The organism is Streptacidiphilus sp. PB12-B1b (genome assembly GCF_014084125.1).
Classification (GTDB): domain Bacteria; phylum Actinomycetota; class Actinomycetes; order Streptomycetales; family Streptomycetaceae; genus Streptacidiphilus.
In genome coordinates, this window is record NZ_CP048405.1 from 2,907,509 (window position 1) to 2,922,240 (window position 14,732).

The window sequence follows — 14,732 nt, forward strand, 5'->3', positions numbered from 1 at the left end:
GCTGCGCGGGGCTCCGCGAACCGGTGAATTCGGGCGCCCTGCGCCGCCCGGCCGTTCCGGTCCGGCGGCGGGCGCCTGCATCATCGTCAGCAGGAGCGCTTCGACGGCGGGTCGGAGCAGCGGCGACGAGAGGTCAGCCCATGACGACGACCGCCTCCCTGCCCGACCCCCTGCCCGCGCCGCCGGGTGAGCCGCCGCCGGGTGAGCCGTCGCCCCAGCCGCTGCCCCGGGAGCCGCTGCCCGCGACCGGCCTGGCGCTGGCGCTGGCCCTGCCCGCCGGGCGCCTCCCGGCGGCGCTGGACCACCCGGCCCGGCAGCAGGTGCGGCAGCTGCACGACGCCTGGTTCCGGGAGCGCGTCGGCGGCGTCGGACTGGCCGCCGAGCAGCGGCTGTTCGCCGAGTGCGAGGGCGTCAGCCTGATGTGCCGGGTGCTGCCCGCGGCCGACGCCGAACGGCTGCTGGGCATCTGCCTGGCCGCCTCGGTGCTGTTCCTGCTCGACGACGTCACCGACGGCGACTCCGCCGAGACCGGCCGCGCCGACCAGTACCTGGCCGTCCTGGCCGGGGCCGACGCCGAGGGCGGCTCGGCGCACCTGCGGCTGCTGGCCCGGACCCTGACCCGGGTGCGCGAGGGCGTCCCGGCGCGGCTGTGGGCCCGCTTCGTGGCCGGCTTCTCCGAGGTGATCGCCGGGGCCGCGGCCAAGAGCGCGGCGCCGGTCCGCGACTACCCGGGCTACCTGGCGGTGCGCCGCGCCGACGCCGCCTTCGACCTGGTCGGCGTCGCCATCGAACACGGCCTGGGCCTGGACCTGGCCCTGGAACCGGCCCGGCTCGCGGCCTTCCACGACGCCTGCTTCGAGCACACCATCCTCGTCAACGACCTGCTCTCCTACCGCAAGGAGTACGCGGCCGACGAGCCGATGAACGCCGTCGGCGTGCTGCGCCGCACCCGGGGCCTGGGGCTGCAGGCCGCCGTGGACGAGCTGTGCGCCCGGCTCCGGGCCGCCGAGGACGCCTTCTTCGCCGAGGCCGCCGCGCTGGACGCCGCCCACGGCGGCGACCACCCGGAGCTGCGGCCCTACCTGGACGCCTGGGCGCAGATGCTCAGCGGCAATCTGGCCTGGTCGCTGGCGTGCCCGCGCTACCACGGCCCGGGCGGCGGCTGGACCGGGCGGACCCCGCCCGGGCGGATGGTGCTCTACCCGGACCGGACCGAGTTCGCCGGGGAGTTCGCCGGGTGAGCCGCCCTCGGCCGGGTTTTCGCCTCGGCCGGGCCCCGGTCAGTCCTGCCCGGGCTTGCGGGCCTCGATCAGGAACCGGGTCGTGGTGGCCACGAACGGCCCCTCGGCGGTGATCTGCTCGTGCAGCTCGCGCAGCCGGTCGCGGTACTGCTCGACGGTGAAGCCCGGGACCATCCAGATGACCTTGCGCAGGAAGTAGACCACCGCGCCGATGTCGTGGAACTCGGTCCGCAGCGACTCCGAGCGCAGGTCGGTCACGGTCAGCCCGGCGGCCCGCGCGCCCGCCACCGAGTGGTCCGGGTGGCGGGAGTCGCGGACGTCCTCGGGCTGCGGGCCGAGGAAGAACTCGACCAGCTCGAACACGCTGGCCGGGCCGACCTCCTGGGAGAGGTAGCAGCCGCCGGGCCGCAGCACCCGGGCGATCTCGGACCAGTGGACGTCCACCGGGTGGCGGCAGGTGACCAGGTCGAAGGCGGCGTCCGCGAACGGCAGCGGGGTGCCGTCCTCGTGCGCGACGACCGCGGCGCCCAGCGGGTGCAGCAGTGCGGTCGCTTTGGCGACGTTGGGCGGCCAGGACTCGGTGGCCACGGTCAGCGGCGCCAGCCGGGGAGCCCCGGCCAGCACCTCGCCGCCGCCGGTCTGCAGATCCAGCGCGGCCCGGGCGCGGCCCAGCCGCTCGCCCATCAGCCGGGCGTAGCCCCATCTGGGACGCTGTTCGCTGGCGCGGCCGTCCAGCCAGGAGAAGTCCCAGCCGTCGACGCCGACGGAGCCGGCCTCGGCGACGAGGGCCTCGAAGGAATCGGACATGCCGCGATCATCCCAGCGGCACCGCTGGTACGCGAACGGATTTCCGGGCGGCCGGGCCGCAGCGGTCGGCAGGCAGCGGCGGCCCGGCCGCAGGCGTCAGGCCGGTGCGGTCAGGCCGGTGCGGGCGTCTCCCAGAAGCGGACGGCGGACATCCCCAGCGTGGCGGCGAAGCCGGGCAGCGCGGGCACCCGGGGCTCGGCGTTGCGCAGCAGCGTCGCCTCGTCGTAGCGGGAGCAGCCGAGGTGCCAGCCCAGGATTCCGGCCATCCAGTTGCGCAGCTCCCCGGCGTAGCCGTCCAGGGTCTGCCGGGCCTCGGCACTGAGGCCGAAGTCGTCGTACAGCGCCGGGAGTTCGACTTCGGAGACGTGCTCGAACTGCTGCATCCGGCTGGTCATCAGGTCGTTGACGACGGCCATCGCCTGGTCGCGGTCGCAGTCGAAGAAGTTCTCCACCACCAGCACGCAGTTGTGGATCTCGCCCTCGAACTGGATCTCCTTCTGGTAGGAGAAGACGTCGTTCATCAGGCAGGCGTAGTCGGCCGCCGCCTTCTCCATCTCGGTGACCGCCCGGGAGCGGTAGACCTCGGGCGGCACCGTCCGGCCGTGGGCCAGTCGGCACAGACTCATGGTCAGCTCCGAGCCGAAGGTCAGCCGCCGCATCTCGATGTAGTCCACCGGGTCCGGCACCCGGTTCTCCTTCTGGTTCGCCAGCTCCCACAGCCAGCTGTCGGTCATGGCCACGACGGCGGCCCGGAAGGCGCGCCGGGCCTCCGGGGCCATCGGACCGGCCGTGCGGGTCCACAGGTCGGACAGGCCGCGCTCCATGCCGTTCACCGGGACCAGCGGCGGGGCTCCGGCGTCCAGCGGCATGAAGGCGGCCAGCCGCTCGGTGCAGGCCCGGGCGGCGGCCAGATCCGGGGTGCGGCCGAAGACCACCGGGTAGTAGTCGTCCGCGTAGGTGCCCCAGGCCAGCCAGCCCGAGGTGAGGTCCAACTGCTCCGGGGTGGCGTCCGGGTGGATGCCGGCCGCGCACAGCGGCAGGTCGATGGCGCGCAGCCGGGCCTCGTCCCAGACCTGCGGAAGGTCGTCGTACAGGCCCATCCGCCGCCCCCAGTCGGCGGTGTGCTCCCGGGCCGCCGCCAGGTGCGGGCTGAGCGCGACCGTGAACGGCATGTGGAAGTCGGGCAGCGGCAGGTGGCCGACGGGCCGGAAGGGCACGTGGCTGTGGGCCCGCAGCCGGGCGGGCATGGTGGCGGCGATGGAGCCGAGCAGCCGCACCGCCGAGGTGCCCAGGCCGAGCGGACCGTCCAGCAGCCGCTCCACCGGGCCGGCCGTCTCGCCGCCGCCGTTCATGTAGCGGCTGGAGCGCATGTGCCACTCGTGGCCGCCGGACTGCCAGTCCTGCAGGCCCTTGGCGTACGCCATGACGTCCGCGCAGGAGGCCGGGTCCAGGCCGTGCTCGGCGAACAGCGGGGCCAGCTCGGTCAGGAAGGTGTGCTCGAACTGGTGCAGCCGGGAGGTGAGCAGGTCGTTGACGGCCTCGGCGGCCTCCTGGGTGGTGCAGCCCAGGAAGCGCTCCAGCACCAGCACGCCGTTGGCCATCTCGCCCTCGTCCTCGACCTCGCGCTGGTACGAGAACAGGTCGTTGCGCAGGTGCACGCCGTCCGAGAAGGTGTCCTTGAGCACCCGCATCGGGCGGCTGGCGGCGATCACGTCCGGCACCTCGGCGCCGACGGCGTACTCGACCAGCCCGGCCGACCAGGGCGCGCCGCCGACCTTGCGCCGCATCTCGATGTACTCGACCGGGTTGGAGACCCGGTTCTCGTTGATGTTGTTCAGCTCCCAGAGCGACTCCTCCAGCAGGTGCTGGGTGCTCTCGGCGAAGCGGGCGCGCCAGCCCTGCGACATCGACGGCACGGTGCGGGCCCACAGGTCGGCCAGACCCGCCTCGACCTGGTTGGTGGGCTCCAACGCCGGTGCCACCCCGTCCAGCGGCATGAACGCGGACAGCCGGTCCAGGTACGCCTTGGCGCCGGCCATGTCCCGGCTGCGCTTGAAGATGTCGAGGAAGTGGTCGTCGAAGAAGAACACCCACACGTACCAGTCGGTGACCAGGGCGAGCGCCTCGGCGTCGCAGTCCGGGTGGGTGTAGGCGCACAGCAGGGCGTAGTCGTGCGCGTCGAAGGTCCGCTCGTCCCAGATGCCGGAGCCCTCGATCATCGTCATCTCCCGGGCCCACGCCTTGGAGTGCGTCCGGGCGCTCTCCAGGTGCGGGTTCAGCCGTGCCGGGTACGGCATGTAGAAGGCGGGGAGCTGGAACGGTTGCGGCATCGACGCCAGTACCTTTCACGTGATCCACTGATGGTCCGTCAAGAACTGTTCGGTGCGGCCCGGAGCGGCGGCCGGGGGTGATCGTCGTCCGGCTCAACGGTAGGTCCGGCTGCCGCGGTGGACAACGGACGCCCTGCGGCGCCGCTCGTATAGGTGAATTCGGCCCGGTCGGGATTGAGCGCCCCGGAATCGGGACAGGGCGGCCCGCCCGGGGTCGCGCGGACCGCCGGGACCAGTCCGCCGCAACCCCGTGTGCAGGCAACTTCCGGGCGCTAGGCTCCTGAGGGTGGCAGAGCAGACACCAACCGCGACCGGCACCGGGCTTCTCGAGCGGGACGCCGAACTCGCGGCTGCCGAGCGGGCGTTGGACGCCCTGGCGGCCCGGTCCGGCGGCCGTGGCGGCGGGCTGCTGGTGTACACCGGCGCGGCCGGGCTGGGCAAGACCAGCCTGCTGGACCGGGTGCACGGGGGCGCCGCTGCCAGGGGGCTGCTGGTGCTCTCCGCGCGCGGCGGCGAGCAGGAGCAGCTGTCGGCGTTCCACGTGGTCCGCAGCCTGCTGCGGCCGCTGCTCGGCGAGGTCGGCGAGGCGGGGCAGCGCGAACTGCTGGGCGGCTGGTACGAGATCCTCGCGGTGGCGGTGGGGCTGGCCGCCGACGGTGGCGACGCACCGGCGGCCGCGCCGGACCCGCAGGGCGTCCGCGACGGCCTGGACTGGGTGGTCACCCACCTGGCGGTCTCGCGCGGGCCGCTGGTGCTGGTGGTGGACGACGCGCACTGGGCCGACGCCGAGTCGCTGGCCTGGCTGGCCTCCTTCGCCGCCCGGGCCGAGGATCTGCCGGTGCTGCTGGCCACCGCCTACCGCCCGGACGAACTGCCGCCCGGCGCCGAGGCGTTCAGGCAGATGGCGGCCCGCAACGGCAGCCGCCCGATCGGGCTGGCGGCGCTGACGCCGGAGGCCGTCTCGGCGATGGTGCACGCCATGTACGGCGTGCCGTCCGCGACGGAGGCGTTCTGCCGCGAGGTCTGGGCGGTCACCGCGGGCAACCCCTTCGAGACGGTGGAGCTGGTCGCCAAGGCCCAGGAGCGCGGCCTGCCGCCGGTGGAGGCGTCCTGCCCGCAGCTGCGCGAGGCCGCCTCGGCCACCCAGGGCAGCGGGCTGATCGCCCGGCTGGAGCGGCTGGGCAGCGCGGCGACCGCGCTGGCCTGGGCGGTGGCCGTGCTCGGCATCCACACCCCGCTGGACCTGGCCGCCGCCGTCGCCGGGCAGACCCCCGCGGAGGCCGCCGACGCGGCCGAACGGCTGCGCACCGCACGCATCCTGACCGGCAGTCAGATACTGGAGTTCGTCCACCCGTTGATCGCCACCTCGGTCTACCGGAGCATTCCCGGCGAGCTGCGCACCGGGATGCACGCCCGTGCGGGCTGGGCCGTGCTGGACGCCGGGCGCGGCCCGGTGACGGCCGCCCGCCACTGGTTCGAGGTGCCGCCGCAGGGCGACGACGCCGTGGTGGACCAACTCCGCGAGGCCGCAGGGCTGTTCATGAAGGCCGGGGCACCGGAGACCGCGCAGCGCTGCCTGGCCCGGGCGTTGCAGGAGCCGCCGCGCCGCGACCAGCGCGCCTGGGTGCTGTTCGAGCTGGGCTGCTCCACCCTGCTGTACGACCCGGCGTCCACCGCCGGTCACCTGCGGGCCGCGCTCGCCGAGCCCGGGCTGCCGGAGGAGCTGCGGGTGGGGGTGACCGTCTGGCTCGCCCAGTCGCTGGCCCACAGCAACCAGCTGCTGGAGGCGGAGCGGGTGACCGCCGAGGCCGCCCGCACCGCCGAGTCCCGTCGGGACTGGCTGCGGCTCCAGGTGTGGAACCTGATGTGGTGCGCCTTCGACGCCGCCGAGCAGGGCTCCGCGGCCCGCTCGGCCCGGCTGGCGGAGCTGGCCGCGCGGATCGAGGAGGAGCAGGACACCTCCGTCGCCGGGCGCTACGTCCTGGGGCTGCGGGCCTGGGACGCGGTGGTGCGCGGCGAGCACCGGGACACCGTGCTGCACTTCGCCGACCTGGCGCTGGCCGGCGGCCTCAGCTGGACCGACCGGGACTGGGCCTTCGAGGTGCCGGTGCTCACCGCGCTGGGCTACATGTACGCCGACCGCCCGGAGCGGTGCGAACAGCTGTTCGCGGCCGGTATCGCCGAGTTCGAGGAGGCGGGCTGGCGCGGCGCGCACCTCTCCTTCGCCCACACCATCCTCGGCTACGCCCGCTACCGCTGCGGCAACCTGGCCGAGGCCGAGCGCAGTGCCCGGCTCGGCCTGGAGATCGCCAACCGGGTCGGCGAGGGCCTGCCGGTGCACTGGTACGCGGTCGGCACGCTGATCGCGGTGCTGGTCGCCCGCGGCAGCGTGGACGAGGCGGCGGCGCTGGCCCGGCGCTACGGGTTCCACGCCCCCTACTCGGCGGCGGTGGTCTTCCCGGACGCGCAGACGGTGCGCGGCGTGCTGCTGAGCGCCCTGGGCGACCACGCGGGCGCCGTCGCCGAACTGGCCGAGGCCGGGGAGCGGCTGGACGCCCGGGAGATGCGCAATCCGGGCTGGTGCAGCTGGCAGCGGCGGCTGGCCTCGGCCCAGGCCGCCCTGGGCCGGCCGGATCTGGCCCGCGCGATCGCGCAGGACGCGCTGGCCCGGGCCGAGGGCTTCGGCGCGGCCTCCGCCGTCGCCATGGAGCTGCGCTCCTGCGCGGAGCTGGCCGGGGGCGGGGAGCGGCTGGCGCTGCTGGAGCGGTCGGTGCGGCTGATGGAGCGCTGCTCCGCCCCGTACGAGCAGGCGCTGGCGGTGTTCGACCTCGCTCGGGCGCTGCGCGCACAGGGGCAGGCCGGGCGGGCCGGGGAGCAGCTGCGCCGGGCGCTGGAGCTGGCCCGGGCCTGCGCGGCGGACGGCCTGGCCGAGCAAGCCCGCCGGGAGCTGGAAACGGGCGGGGGCGACCTGTCGGGGGAGGACTGAGGGGCCGCTGCCGGGCGGCGTGCGGGCGCGCGGAGTGGCGCAGCTCATTGTGCACCTTGTTGCAAAACTCGTGGGGCTGGTCTAGAACTGGCACAACGAGACCGCGCGAGGAGTAGGCCCATGACTGCGTACCCCCATCTGCTGAGCCCGCTGGACCTGGGCTTCACCACCCTGCCCAACCGCGTGCTCATGGGCTCCATGCACGTCGGGCTGGAGGAGGCCCCGCGCGGGTTCGAGCGGATGGCCGAGTTCTACGCCACCCGCGCGCGCGGCGGCGTCGGCCTGATGGTCACCGGCGGGATCGCCCCCAACGACGCCGGCCGCCCGGGCGTCGGCGGGGCCCGGCTCACCACCGAGGCGGAGGCCGAGGAACACGCGGCGGTCACCGCCGCCGTCCACCGCGAGGGCGGCCGGATCGCCCTGCAGATCCTGCACTTCGGCCGCTACGCGCACCACCCCGATCTGGTCGCGCCCTCCGCCCTGCAGGCCCCCATCAGCAGGTTCACCCCGCGCGCGCTGGCCGACGACGAGGTCGAGCAGACCGTCGAGGACTTCGTCCGGGCCGCCCGGCTGGCCCGGCTCGCCGGGTACGACGGGGTCGAGGTGATGGGCTCCGAGGGCTACCTGATCAACGAGTTCATCGCCGCCGCCACCAACCACCGCACCGACCGCTGGGGCGGGGACTACGCCGGCCGCATCCGCTTCGCGGTGGAGATCGTCCGCCGCATCCGGGCCGCGGTCGGGCCCGAGTTCATCCTGATCTACCGGCTGTCCATGCTGGACCTGGTCCAGGGCGGCTCCAGCCTGGACGAGGTGGTGCAGCTCGCCAAGGAGATCGAGGCGGCGGGCGCCACCCTGATCAACACCGGCATCGGCTGGCACGAGGCGCGCATCCCCACCATCGCCGCCTCCGTGCCGCGCGGCGCCTACACCTGGGTCACCCAGCGGCTGATGGGATCGGTCTCGGTCCCGCTGATCACCAGCAACCGGATCAACACCCCCGAGCTGGCCGAGCAGTTGCTCGCCGACGGCGTCGCCGACATGGTCTCGCTGGCCCGCCCGCTGCTGGCCGACCCCGAGTTCGTCGCCAAGGCCCGGCGCGGACGGCCCGACACCATCAACACCTGCATCGGCTGCAACCAGGCCTGCCTGGACCACACCTTCAGCGGCCGGATCACCTCCTGCCTGGTCAACCCGCGCGCCTGCCACGAGACCGAGCTGGTGCTCGCGCCCACCCGGACCCGCAAGCGGATCGGCGTGGTCGGCGCGGGCCCGGCCGGTCTGGCGTTCGCCGTCTCCGCCGCCGAGCGCGGCCACGCGGTCACCCTGATCGACTCCGCCGCCGAGATCGGCGGCCAGCTCAACACCGCCCGCCAGGTGCCCGGCAAGCAGGAGTTCGAGGAGACCCTGCGCTACTTCCGCACCCGCATCGCCGAGGAGGACGGCATCGAGCTGCGGCTGAACACCACCGCCACCGTGGACGGCCTGCTCGCCGAGGACTTCGACGAGCTGGTCATCGCCGCCGGCGTCACGCCGCGGACCCCGGAGATCCCCGGCGCCGACCACCCCAGCGTCGTCGGCTACCTGGACGTGCTCCGGCACGGCGCCCCGGTCGGCGCGCGGGTGGCGGTGCTGGGCGCGGGCGGCATCGGCTTCGACGTCGCCGAGTACCTGACCGACCCGGGCAACCGGGCCGCGCTCACCCCCGGCGTCTTCTTCGAGCAGTGGGGCGTGGACACCGGCTACCAGGAGCGCGGCGGCCTGGGCGGGGCCCGCCGCGAGCCCGCGCCGCGCCAGGTCCACCTGCTGCAGCGCAAGACCAGCAAGGTCGGGGCCGGCCTGGGCCGGACCACCGGCTGGATCCACCGCGCCGAGCTCAAGCACCGCGGCGTGACCATGCTCCCCGGGGTGACCTACCGGCGCATCGACGACGACGGCCTGCACATCACCGTCGACGGCCGGGAGCACACCCTGGCCGTGGACACCGTGGTGCTCTGCACCGGCCAGGAGCCGCGCCGCGACCTGTACGAGGGCCTGCTGCGCGCCGGACGCACCGCCCACCTCATCGGCGGCGCGGACGTCGCCGCCGAGCTGGACGCCAAACGGGCCGTCCAGCAGGGCACGCAGCTGGCCGCGGAGATCTGACCGGCGCGGATCTGAGAAGCTGGGCCCCCGCCCCGAGGCAACGAGAGGTACCCGGCCCATGTCGCTCCAGCACGCCATCCTCACCGCCCTGCTGGAGCGGCCGTCGTCCGGCCTCGAGCTGACCCGCCGGTTCGACCGTTCGATCGGCTTCTTCTGGTCCGCCACCCACCAGCAGATCTACCGCGAACTGGGCAAGCTGGAGCAGGCCGGGCTGATCCGGCCGCTGCCGCAACAGCCCTCCCGGGGGCAGCGCAAGGAGTACGAGGTGCTGCCCGCCGGGCAGGCCGAGCTGATCGGCTGGATCGCCGAGGACCAGGACCCCAAGCCGCACCGGGACGCCCTGCTGCTGCGGCTGCGCGCGGCCGCGGCGGTCGGCGGCGACAGCGTCCACGGCCTGGAGGCCGAGTTCCGGCGCCACCTCGAGCTGCACCGGCAGCAGTTGGCCGAGTACCGGGAGATCGAGCGCCGCGACTTCGGCGGCGACCGCCCGGACGCCCGGGCCCGGCTGCACCACCTCGTCCTGGAGGCCGGGATCGGCCTGGAGACGCACTGGATCGACTGGCTCACCCGGGCCGCCGCCGAACTGTCCGGGCCGGACGACTGACGCGGCGCCCGAGGCCCGGCCGCCGGGCCCGGTCGCCGGGGCTGGTCGCCGGGGCTGGTCACCGGGGGTCGCCGAGGGCCGTAGCATCAGGCACAGCGAGCCAGGTGTGCGACGCACCAGCGCTCCGCAGCCCACCCTCAGCCCCGACGCCAGGAGTTCCCACCATGGCCAAGTCGCCCGAACTGGGGCAGCCCGCCCCCGACTTCACCCTGCCGTCCGTGCAGTTCGTCGACGGCGAGGCGGTCCGCAGCGACCGCACGCTCTCGGCGGAGCGCGGCCACCCCGTGGTGCTGGCCTTCTACCCCGGCGACGACACCTCCGTCTGCACCAAGCAGCTGTGCTCGTACTCCTCGGGGCTGGAGGCGTTCACCGACCTCGGCGCGACGGTGTGGGGCATCAGCACCCAGGACATCGAGAGCCACGAGAGCTTCGCCCGCAAGTACAGCCTGCGGATGCCGCTGCTCGCCGACACCGGCCGGGAGGCCGTCGCCGCCTACGGCATCGGCCTGGGCAGCCTGGTCCGGCGCTCGGTCTTCATCGTCGACGCCGACGGCGTGCTGCGCTGGAAGCACATCGCCGCGCTGGGGCTCACCTTCCGCGACATCCCCACCCTCACCGAGCAGTTGGCCTCGCTGAAGCAGGGCTGACCGGCGCCCCCGCGACCGTGACCGGCCCGGTCGCGGGGGGCCGCTCCGATCGGTGGGACGCGGGATCTTTGTATGTGGACATACATTGACCCTCTCTTGATCGCGCTGCCATCCTGACCGCATGAGATCCGGGGTCACCCTCGTGTGCTGCCGGTATGTCGACTTCTGTCGCCATGCCAGCGCCATCTGTGCCGCCCGCTGACGCTCCGTCAGCGCCGTTGCCCGGCACCCCCGCGACTCACCGAACCGGACCAAGCACCGTGACCGCACCCCAGCCCAATGTCGTCGTCGTCCTCACCGACCAGCAACGGTGGGACGTCCGCGGAGTGACCCCCGAGCTGGAGCGGATCGCCCGCGAGGGCACCAGCGTCGAGGTGGCGATCAGCCCGCAGCCGGTCTGCGCCCCGGCCCGGGCCGCCCTGCAGACCGGCTGCTACGCCACCGTGCACGGGGTGTTCCGCAACGGACTGCCGCTGCCCCGGGATCTGCCGACCCTGGCCGGGGTGTTCGGCGAGGCCGGCTACGCCACCGGGCACATCGGCAGCTGGCAGCTGGCGGGCGAGGAGTGCGAGCCGGGCCCGGTCCCGGCCGAGGCCCGGGGCGGCTACCGGGAGTGGCTGTCCAGCGAACTGCTGGAGACCACCTCCGACGCCTACCGGACCGTCGTCTTCGACGGCGAGGGCCGGCCGGTGCGGCTGGTCGGCTACCGCTCCGACGCCCTGTTCGACGCCGCGGTGCGCTTCGTCGCCGACCACCACGACCGGCCGTTCCTGCTGTTCGTCTCGCTGCTGGAGCCGCACCACCAACCGGAGACCGACAGTTACCCCGCGCCGGACGGCTACGCCGAGCGCTACCAGGGCAGTTGGCTGCCGCCGGACCTGGCCGCGCTGGCCGACCCCAACGACCCGGCCGGCAGCCCGCACCGCCATCTCGCCGGATACCTGGGCCAGTTGAAGCGGGTGGACGAGGGCGTGGCCCGGCTCCGGGACGCGCTGCGCAGCCTGGATCTGGCCGACCGCACCGTCCTGGCCTGGACCTCCGACCACGGCTCGCACTTCCGCACCCGCAACGACGAGTACATGCGCTCGGCGCACGACGCCTCGATCCGGGTTCCGCTGGTGCTGACCGGCCCCGGCTTCACCGGCGGCGGGGTGGTCCGGCAGCCGGTCGGCACCGTCGACCTGATGCCGACGCTGCTGCAGGCCGCCGGGCTGCCGGTACCGGCCACGGTGCAGGGCCGCTCGTTCCTGCCACTGGTCGGCGGCGGCACCGACCCGGGGCGCCCGGCCGAGGTGTTCGTGCAGATCAGCGAATCGCAGGTGGGCCGCGCGGTGCGGACCGCCCGGTGGAAGTACGCGGTCACCGCGCCCGGCGTCCACCCCTGGCACGATCCGGGCGCGGACCGCTACACCGAGTCGGAGCTGTACGACCTGGACGCCGACCCGTACGAACTGGACAACCTGATCCGGCTGGAGTCCCACCGGGGGATCGCCGACGAGCTGCGCGCGGCGCTGCTGCGCTGGATGGAACTGGTGGGGGAGAAGCCCCCGGTGATCACCGACGCGCCGCCGCGCGACCCGGGCCCGCGGCGTGTCGATGCGCAGGCCCGGGAGCTGCCGCTGGAGGGCGTCCGCTTCGGACACCAGTACTGAGATGCAACGGAAATGACGGAACGTCAGATGGTCACCGGGCCGCGGGCGGTGGCGAACTCGACGGCGACCAGGCCGGTCTCCTCGTCCGCCGCCTCGACCCAGGTCACCTTCGTCCGGTCGAGCGGGTGCTCGACCGGCTCGCCCAGGAACTCCAGCACGGCCTGCGACTCCCCGGCGATCGACAGGCCCTCGATCCGGGTGGCCGTGCGCGGCGCGGCCGAGGGGATCTCGTCCGGCTCCACCAGCCACTGCAGGAAGTACGGCAGCTGCGGGTCCTCGATCAACTCCCTTACGCCGATCTGCTTCCAGCGCAGGTCGAAGCCGTCGGGGCGGACCCGGTGGCCCTCGTCGGCGGTCCGGCCGAGCCGGGCCTCGATCGGCGCGATGTCGTCCACGCCCACCACCCAGCCGAGCCAGCCGCCGCCCTGCGCGGCCCGCTCGGCGACGGCCCGCCCGAACAGGGCGCGGTCCGCCGCGGGGTGGTCCAGCGTCGTCACCACCTCCACATAGGTGCCGCCGGCCAGCGGCAGGACGAAGTTGCGCGTGCCGAAGCGCGGGTGCACCCCGCCGTCGGTGAAGGACGCGCCCAGCGCGGAGCCGAGCCATTGGACGGTGGAGACGAAGCTGTCCCGTGCCACCGCGTAGGAGACGTGGTCGAGTCGCATGGCGCCATCATTGCCGCGCTGACCTGCGGCGGACTGCTCGGGCCGACCGCCACGCCGGAGCCGGGGGCGAGGTTCGCGCGTCTGGCGGAGCAGCCCGGCGACCCGGCGGACGCCGAACTCCCTCGCCGTCGGCCGGAGTCGGAGTCCGGGTACACGAAGGATGCGGTGGTGAACGGAGGGTGGCCGCCGCCTGCATACAACCAGATGATCTGCTTCCCATTTGTCTCTTGTCGAGTCCTGGTCAACTCACTAGAGTCCTCGCCAAGCTGCCACCCCGGACCGGGGAGGCAGCAGGTACCACCTGCGTCAGACCCTCGCAGGCGCCACCTCGCTCGCGCGGCGTTCCTCGCTCGTCCCCCGGTTCATCCATATCTGGAGGCAGTACGTTGCGTACCCACTCGAAGTTCGCGTCCGCCCGACGGATCGCGCTTCCCCTGCTCGGCACGGCCGCCCTGGCCGTCAGCGGAATCCTCGCCGCCGCCCCGGCCGGCGCCCAGACCCCCGCCGCCCACGGCGGAGCCACCTGGGTGCGCTCCTGTGCCGTGGTCCACGCCGCCGGTGAGATGGCCTGCAACGCGCTGCGCGTCACCAACACCACCGAGCACGTCCACGCCCTGGGCCTGACCGCCAACGCCGCCCCCTCCGGCTACGGCCCGAGCAGCCTGCTCAGCGCCTACAACCTGCCGGCCAACGGCGGCGCGGGCCAGACCGTCGCCATCGTGGACTCCAACAACGACCCCAACGCCGCCAGCGACATGGCCACCTACAGAAGCCAGTTCGGCCTGCCGGCCTGCACCGTCGCCAGCGGCTGCTTCAAGCAGGTCAGCCAGACCGGCACCAGCACCCTGCCCAGCGCCGACGCCGGATGGGCCGAGGAGGAGTCGCTGGACCTCGACATGGTCTCCGCGATCGCCCCGAACGCCCACATCATCCTGGTCGAGGCCAAGTCGGCGACCACCGCCAACCTGGGCACCGCCGTCAACGAGGCGGTCAAGCTCGGCGCCAAGTTCGTCTCCAACAGCTACGGCGGCTCGGAGTCCTCCTCCGACTCGTCGTACGACACCAAGTACTACAACCACCCCGACGTGGTCATCACCGCCAGCTCGGGTGACGGCGGCTACGGCGTCGAGTACCCGGCGGCCTCGCAGTACGTGACCGCCGTCGGCGGCACCTCGCTGTCCACCGCCTCCAACGCCCGCGGCTGGACCGAGTCGGTCTGGTCCACCAGCAGCTCCGAGGGCGCCGGCTCCGGCTGCTCCAAGGACGACGCCAAGCCCAGCTGGCAGAAGGACACCGGCTGCTCCAAGCGCACCGTCGCCGACGTCTCCGCCGTGGCCGACCCGGCCACCGGCGTCGCCGTCTACGACACCTACGGCGGCGACCCGGGCTGGGAGGTCTTCGGCGGCACCAGCGTCGCCTCCCCGCTGATCGCGGCCGTCTACGCGGACGCCGGCACCCCGACCGTCAGCTACCCGTCCTCGCTGCCGTACGCCCACACCGGCTCGCTGAACGACGTCACCACCGGCTCCACCGCCAGCTGCTCCCCGGCGTACCTGTGCACCGCCGAGGTCGGCTACGACGGCCCGACCGGTCTGGGCACGCCGAACGGCCTGGGCGCCTTCTGAGCCCCGCACCACCCCGGCAGCACCTCCGGG

At 74.0% G+C, this 14,732-nt stretch carries 10 protein-coding genes; 7 read left to right on the forward strand and 3 right to left on the reverse strand.

Going from position 1 to position 14,732, the window contains the following annotated elements; all coding sequences use genetic code 11:
* The first annotated feature begins 140 nt into the window (after window positions 1-140).
* A complete protein-coding gene (locus GXW83_RS13190) occupies window positions 141-1,241 on the forward strand; it encodes a hypothetical protein (protein ID WP_182443263.1) in 1,101 nt (366 codons plus the stop codon).
* A gap of 39 nt (window positions 1,242-1,280) precedes the next feature.
* Here the strand turns inward: GXW83_RS13190 and GXW83_RS13195 are convergent, their stop codons facing one another.
* Window positions 1,281-2,048: a class I SAM-dependent methyltransferase gene (locus tag GXW83_RS13195; RefSeq protein WP_182443264.1), complete on the reverse strand. Its 768-nt coding sequence runs from the start codon at window positions 2,046-2,048 to the stop codon at window positions 1,281-1,283.
* Between the two features lie 110 nt (window positions 2,049-2,158).
* Window positions 2,159-4,378 carry a family 2 encapsulin nanocompartment cargo protein terpene cyclase gene (locus GXW83_RS13200; protein WP_225446947.1) on the reverse strand — a complete coding sequence of 740 codons (2,220 nt, stop codon included), beginning with the start codon at window positions 4,376-4,378 and terminating at the stop codon, window positions 2,159-2,161.
* Between the two features lie 286 nt (window positions 4,379-4,664).
* On the opposite strand from GXW83_RS13200, the gene GXW83_RS13205 reads away from it, so the two are divergent.
* From GXW83_RS13205 to GXW83_RS13225, 5 genes are all read left to right on the forward strand, one after another.
* Window positions 4,665-7,364, forward strand: coding sequence for an AAA family ATPase (locus GXW83_RS13205; protein ID WP_182443265.1), 2,700 nt, complete (start codon window positions 4,665-4,667; stop codon window positions 7,362-7,364).
* A 120-nt stretch (window positions 7,365-7,484) separates the two neighbouring features.
* Complete coding sequence (locus tag GXW83_RS13210; protein ID WP_182443266.1) at window positions 7,485-9,509, forward strand: NADPH-dependent 2,4-dienoyl-CoA reductase; 2,025 nt, start codon at window positions 7,485-7,487, stop codon at window positions 9,507-9,509.
* A 58-nt stretch (window positions 9,510-9,567) separates the two neighbouring features.
* Window positions 9,568-10,113, forward strand: coding sequence for a PadR family transcriptional regulator (locus tag GXW83_RS13215; RefSeq protein ID WP_182443267.1), 546 nt, complete (start codon window positions 9,568-9,570; stop codon window positions 10,111-10,113).
* A 164-nt stretch (window positions 10,114-10,277) separates the two neighbouring features.
* Window positions 10,278-10,760, forward strand: coding sequence for a peroxiredoxin (locus GXW83_RS13220; RefSeq protein WP_182443268.1), 483 nt, complete (start codon window positions 10,278-10,280; stop codon window positions 10,758-10,760).
* Window positions 10,761-11,020: 260 nt separating this feature from the next.
* Complete coding sequence (locus tag GXW83_RS13225; protein ID WP_225446948.1) at window positions 11,021-12,412, forward strand: sulfatase-like hydrolase/transferase; 1,392 nt, start codon at window positions 11,021-11,023, stop codon at window positions 12,410-12,412.
* Window positions 12,413-12,435: 23 nt separating this feature from the next.
* On the opposite strand, the gene GXW83_RS13230 is transcribed toward GXW83_RS13225, so the two are convergent.
* On the reverse strand, window positions 12,436-13,077 hold the full coding sequence (locus GXW83_RS13230) for a VOC family protein (RefSeq protein WP_182443270.1): 642 nt from the start codon (window positions 13,075-13,077) through the stop codon (window positions 12,436-12,438).
* A gap of 386 nt (window positions 13,078-13,463) precedes the next feature.
* Here GXW83_RS13230 and GXW83_RS13235 point away from each other — a divergent pair, with 386 nt between their 5' ends.
* Complete coding sequence (locus GXW83_RS13235; protein ID WP_182443271.1) at window positions 13,464-14,702, forward strand: peptidase S8; 1,239 nt, start codon at window positions 13,464-13,466, stop codon at window positions 14,700-14,702.
* Window positions 14,703-14,732 lie beyond the last annotated feature (30 nt).

Excerpts from the sequence above, each read along its gene's own strand:
- GXW83_RS13190 (WP_182443263.1), top strand. The coding sequence starts at position 141 with ATGACGACGACCGCCTCCCTGCCCGACCCCCTGCCCGCGCCGCCGGGT.
- GXW83_RS13195 (WP_182443264.1), bottom strand. The coding sequence starts at position 2,048 with ATGTCCGATTCCTTCGAGGCCCTCGTCGCCGAGGCCGGCTCCGTCGGC.
- GXW83_RS13200 (WP_225446947.1), bottom strand. The coding sequence starts at position 4,378 with ATGCCGCAACCGTTCCAGCTCCCCGCCTTCTACATGCCGTACCCGGCA.
- GXW83_RS13210 (WP_182443266.1), top strand. The coding sequence starts at position 7,485 with ATGACTGCGTACCCCCATCTGCTGAGCCCGCTGGACCTGGGCTTCACC.
- GXW83_RS13215 (WP_182443267.1), top strand. The coding sequence starts at position 9,568 with ATGTCGCTCCAGCACGCCATCCTCACCGCCCTGCTGGAGCGGCCGTCG.
- GXW83_RS13220 (WP_182443268.1), top strand. The coding sequence starts at position 10,278 with ATGGCCAAGTCGCCCGAACTGGGGCAGCCCGCCCCCGACTTCACCCTG.
- GXW83_RS13230 (WP_182443270.1), bottom strand. The coding sequence starts at position 13,077 with ATGCGACTCGACCACGTCTCCTACGCGGTGGCACGGGACAGCTTCGTC.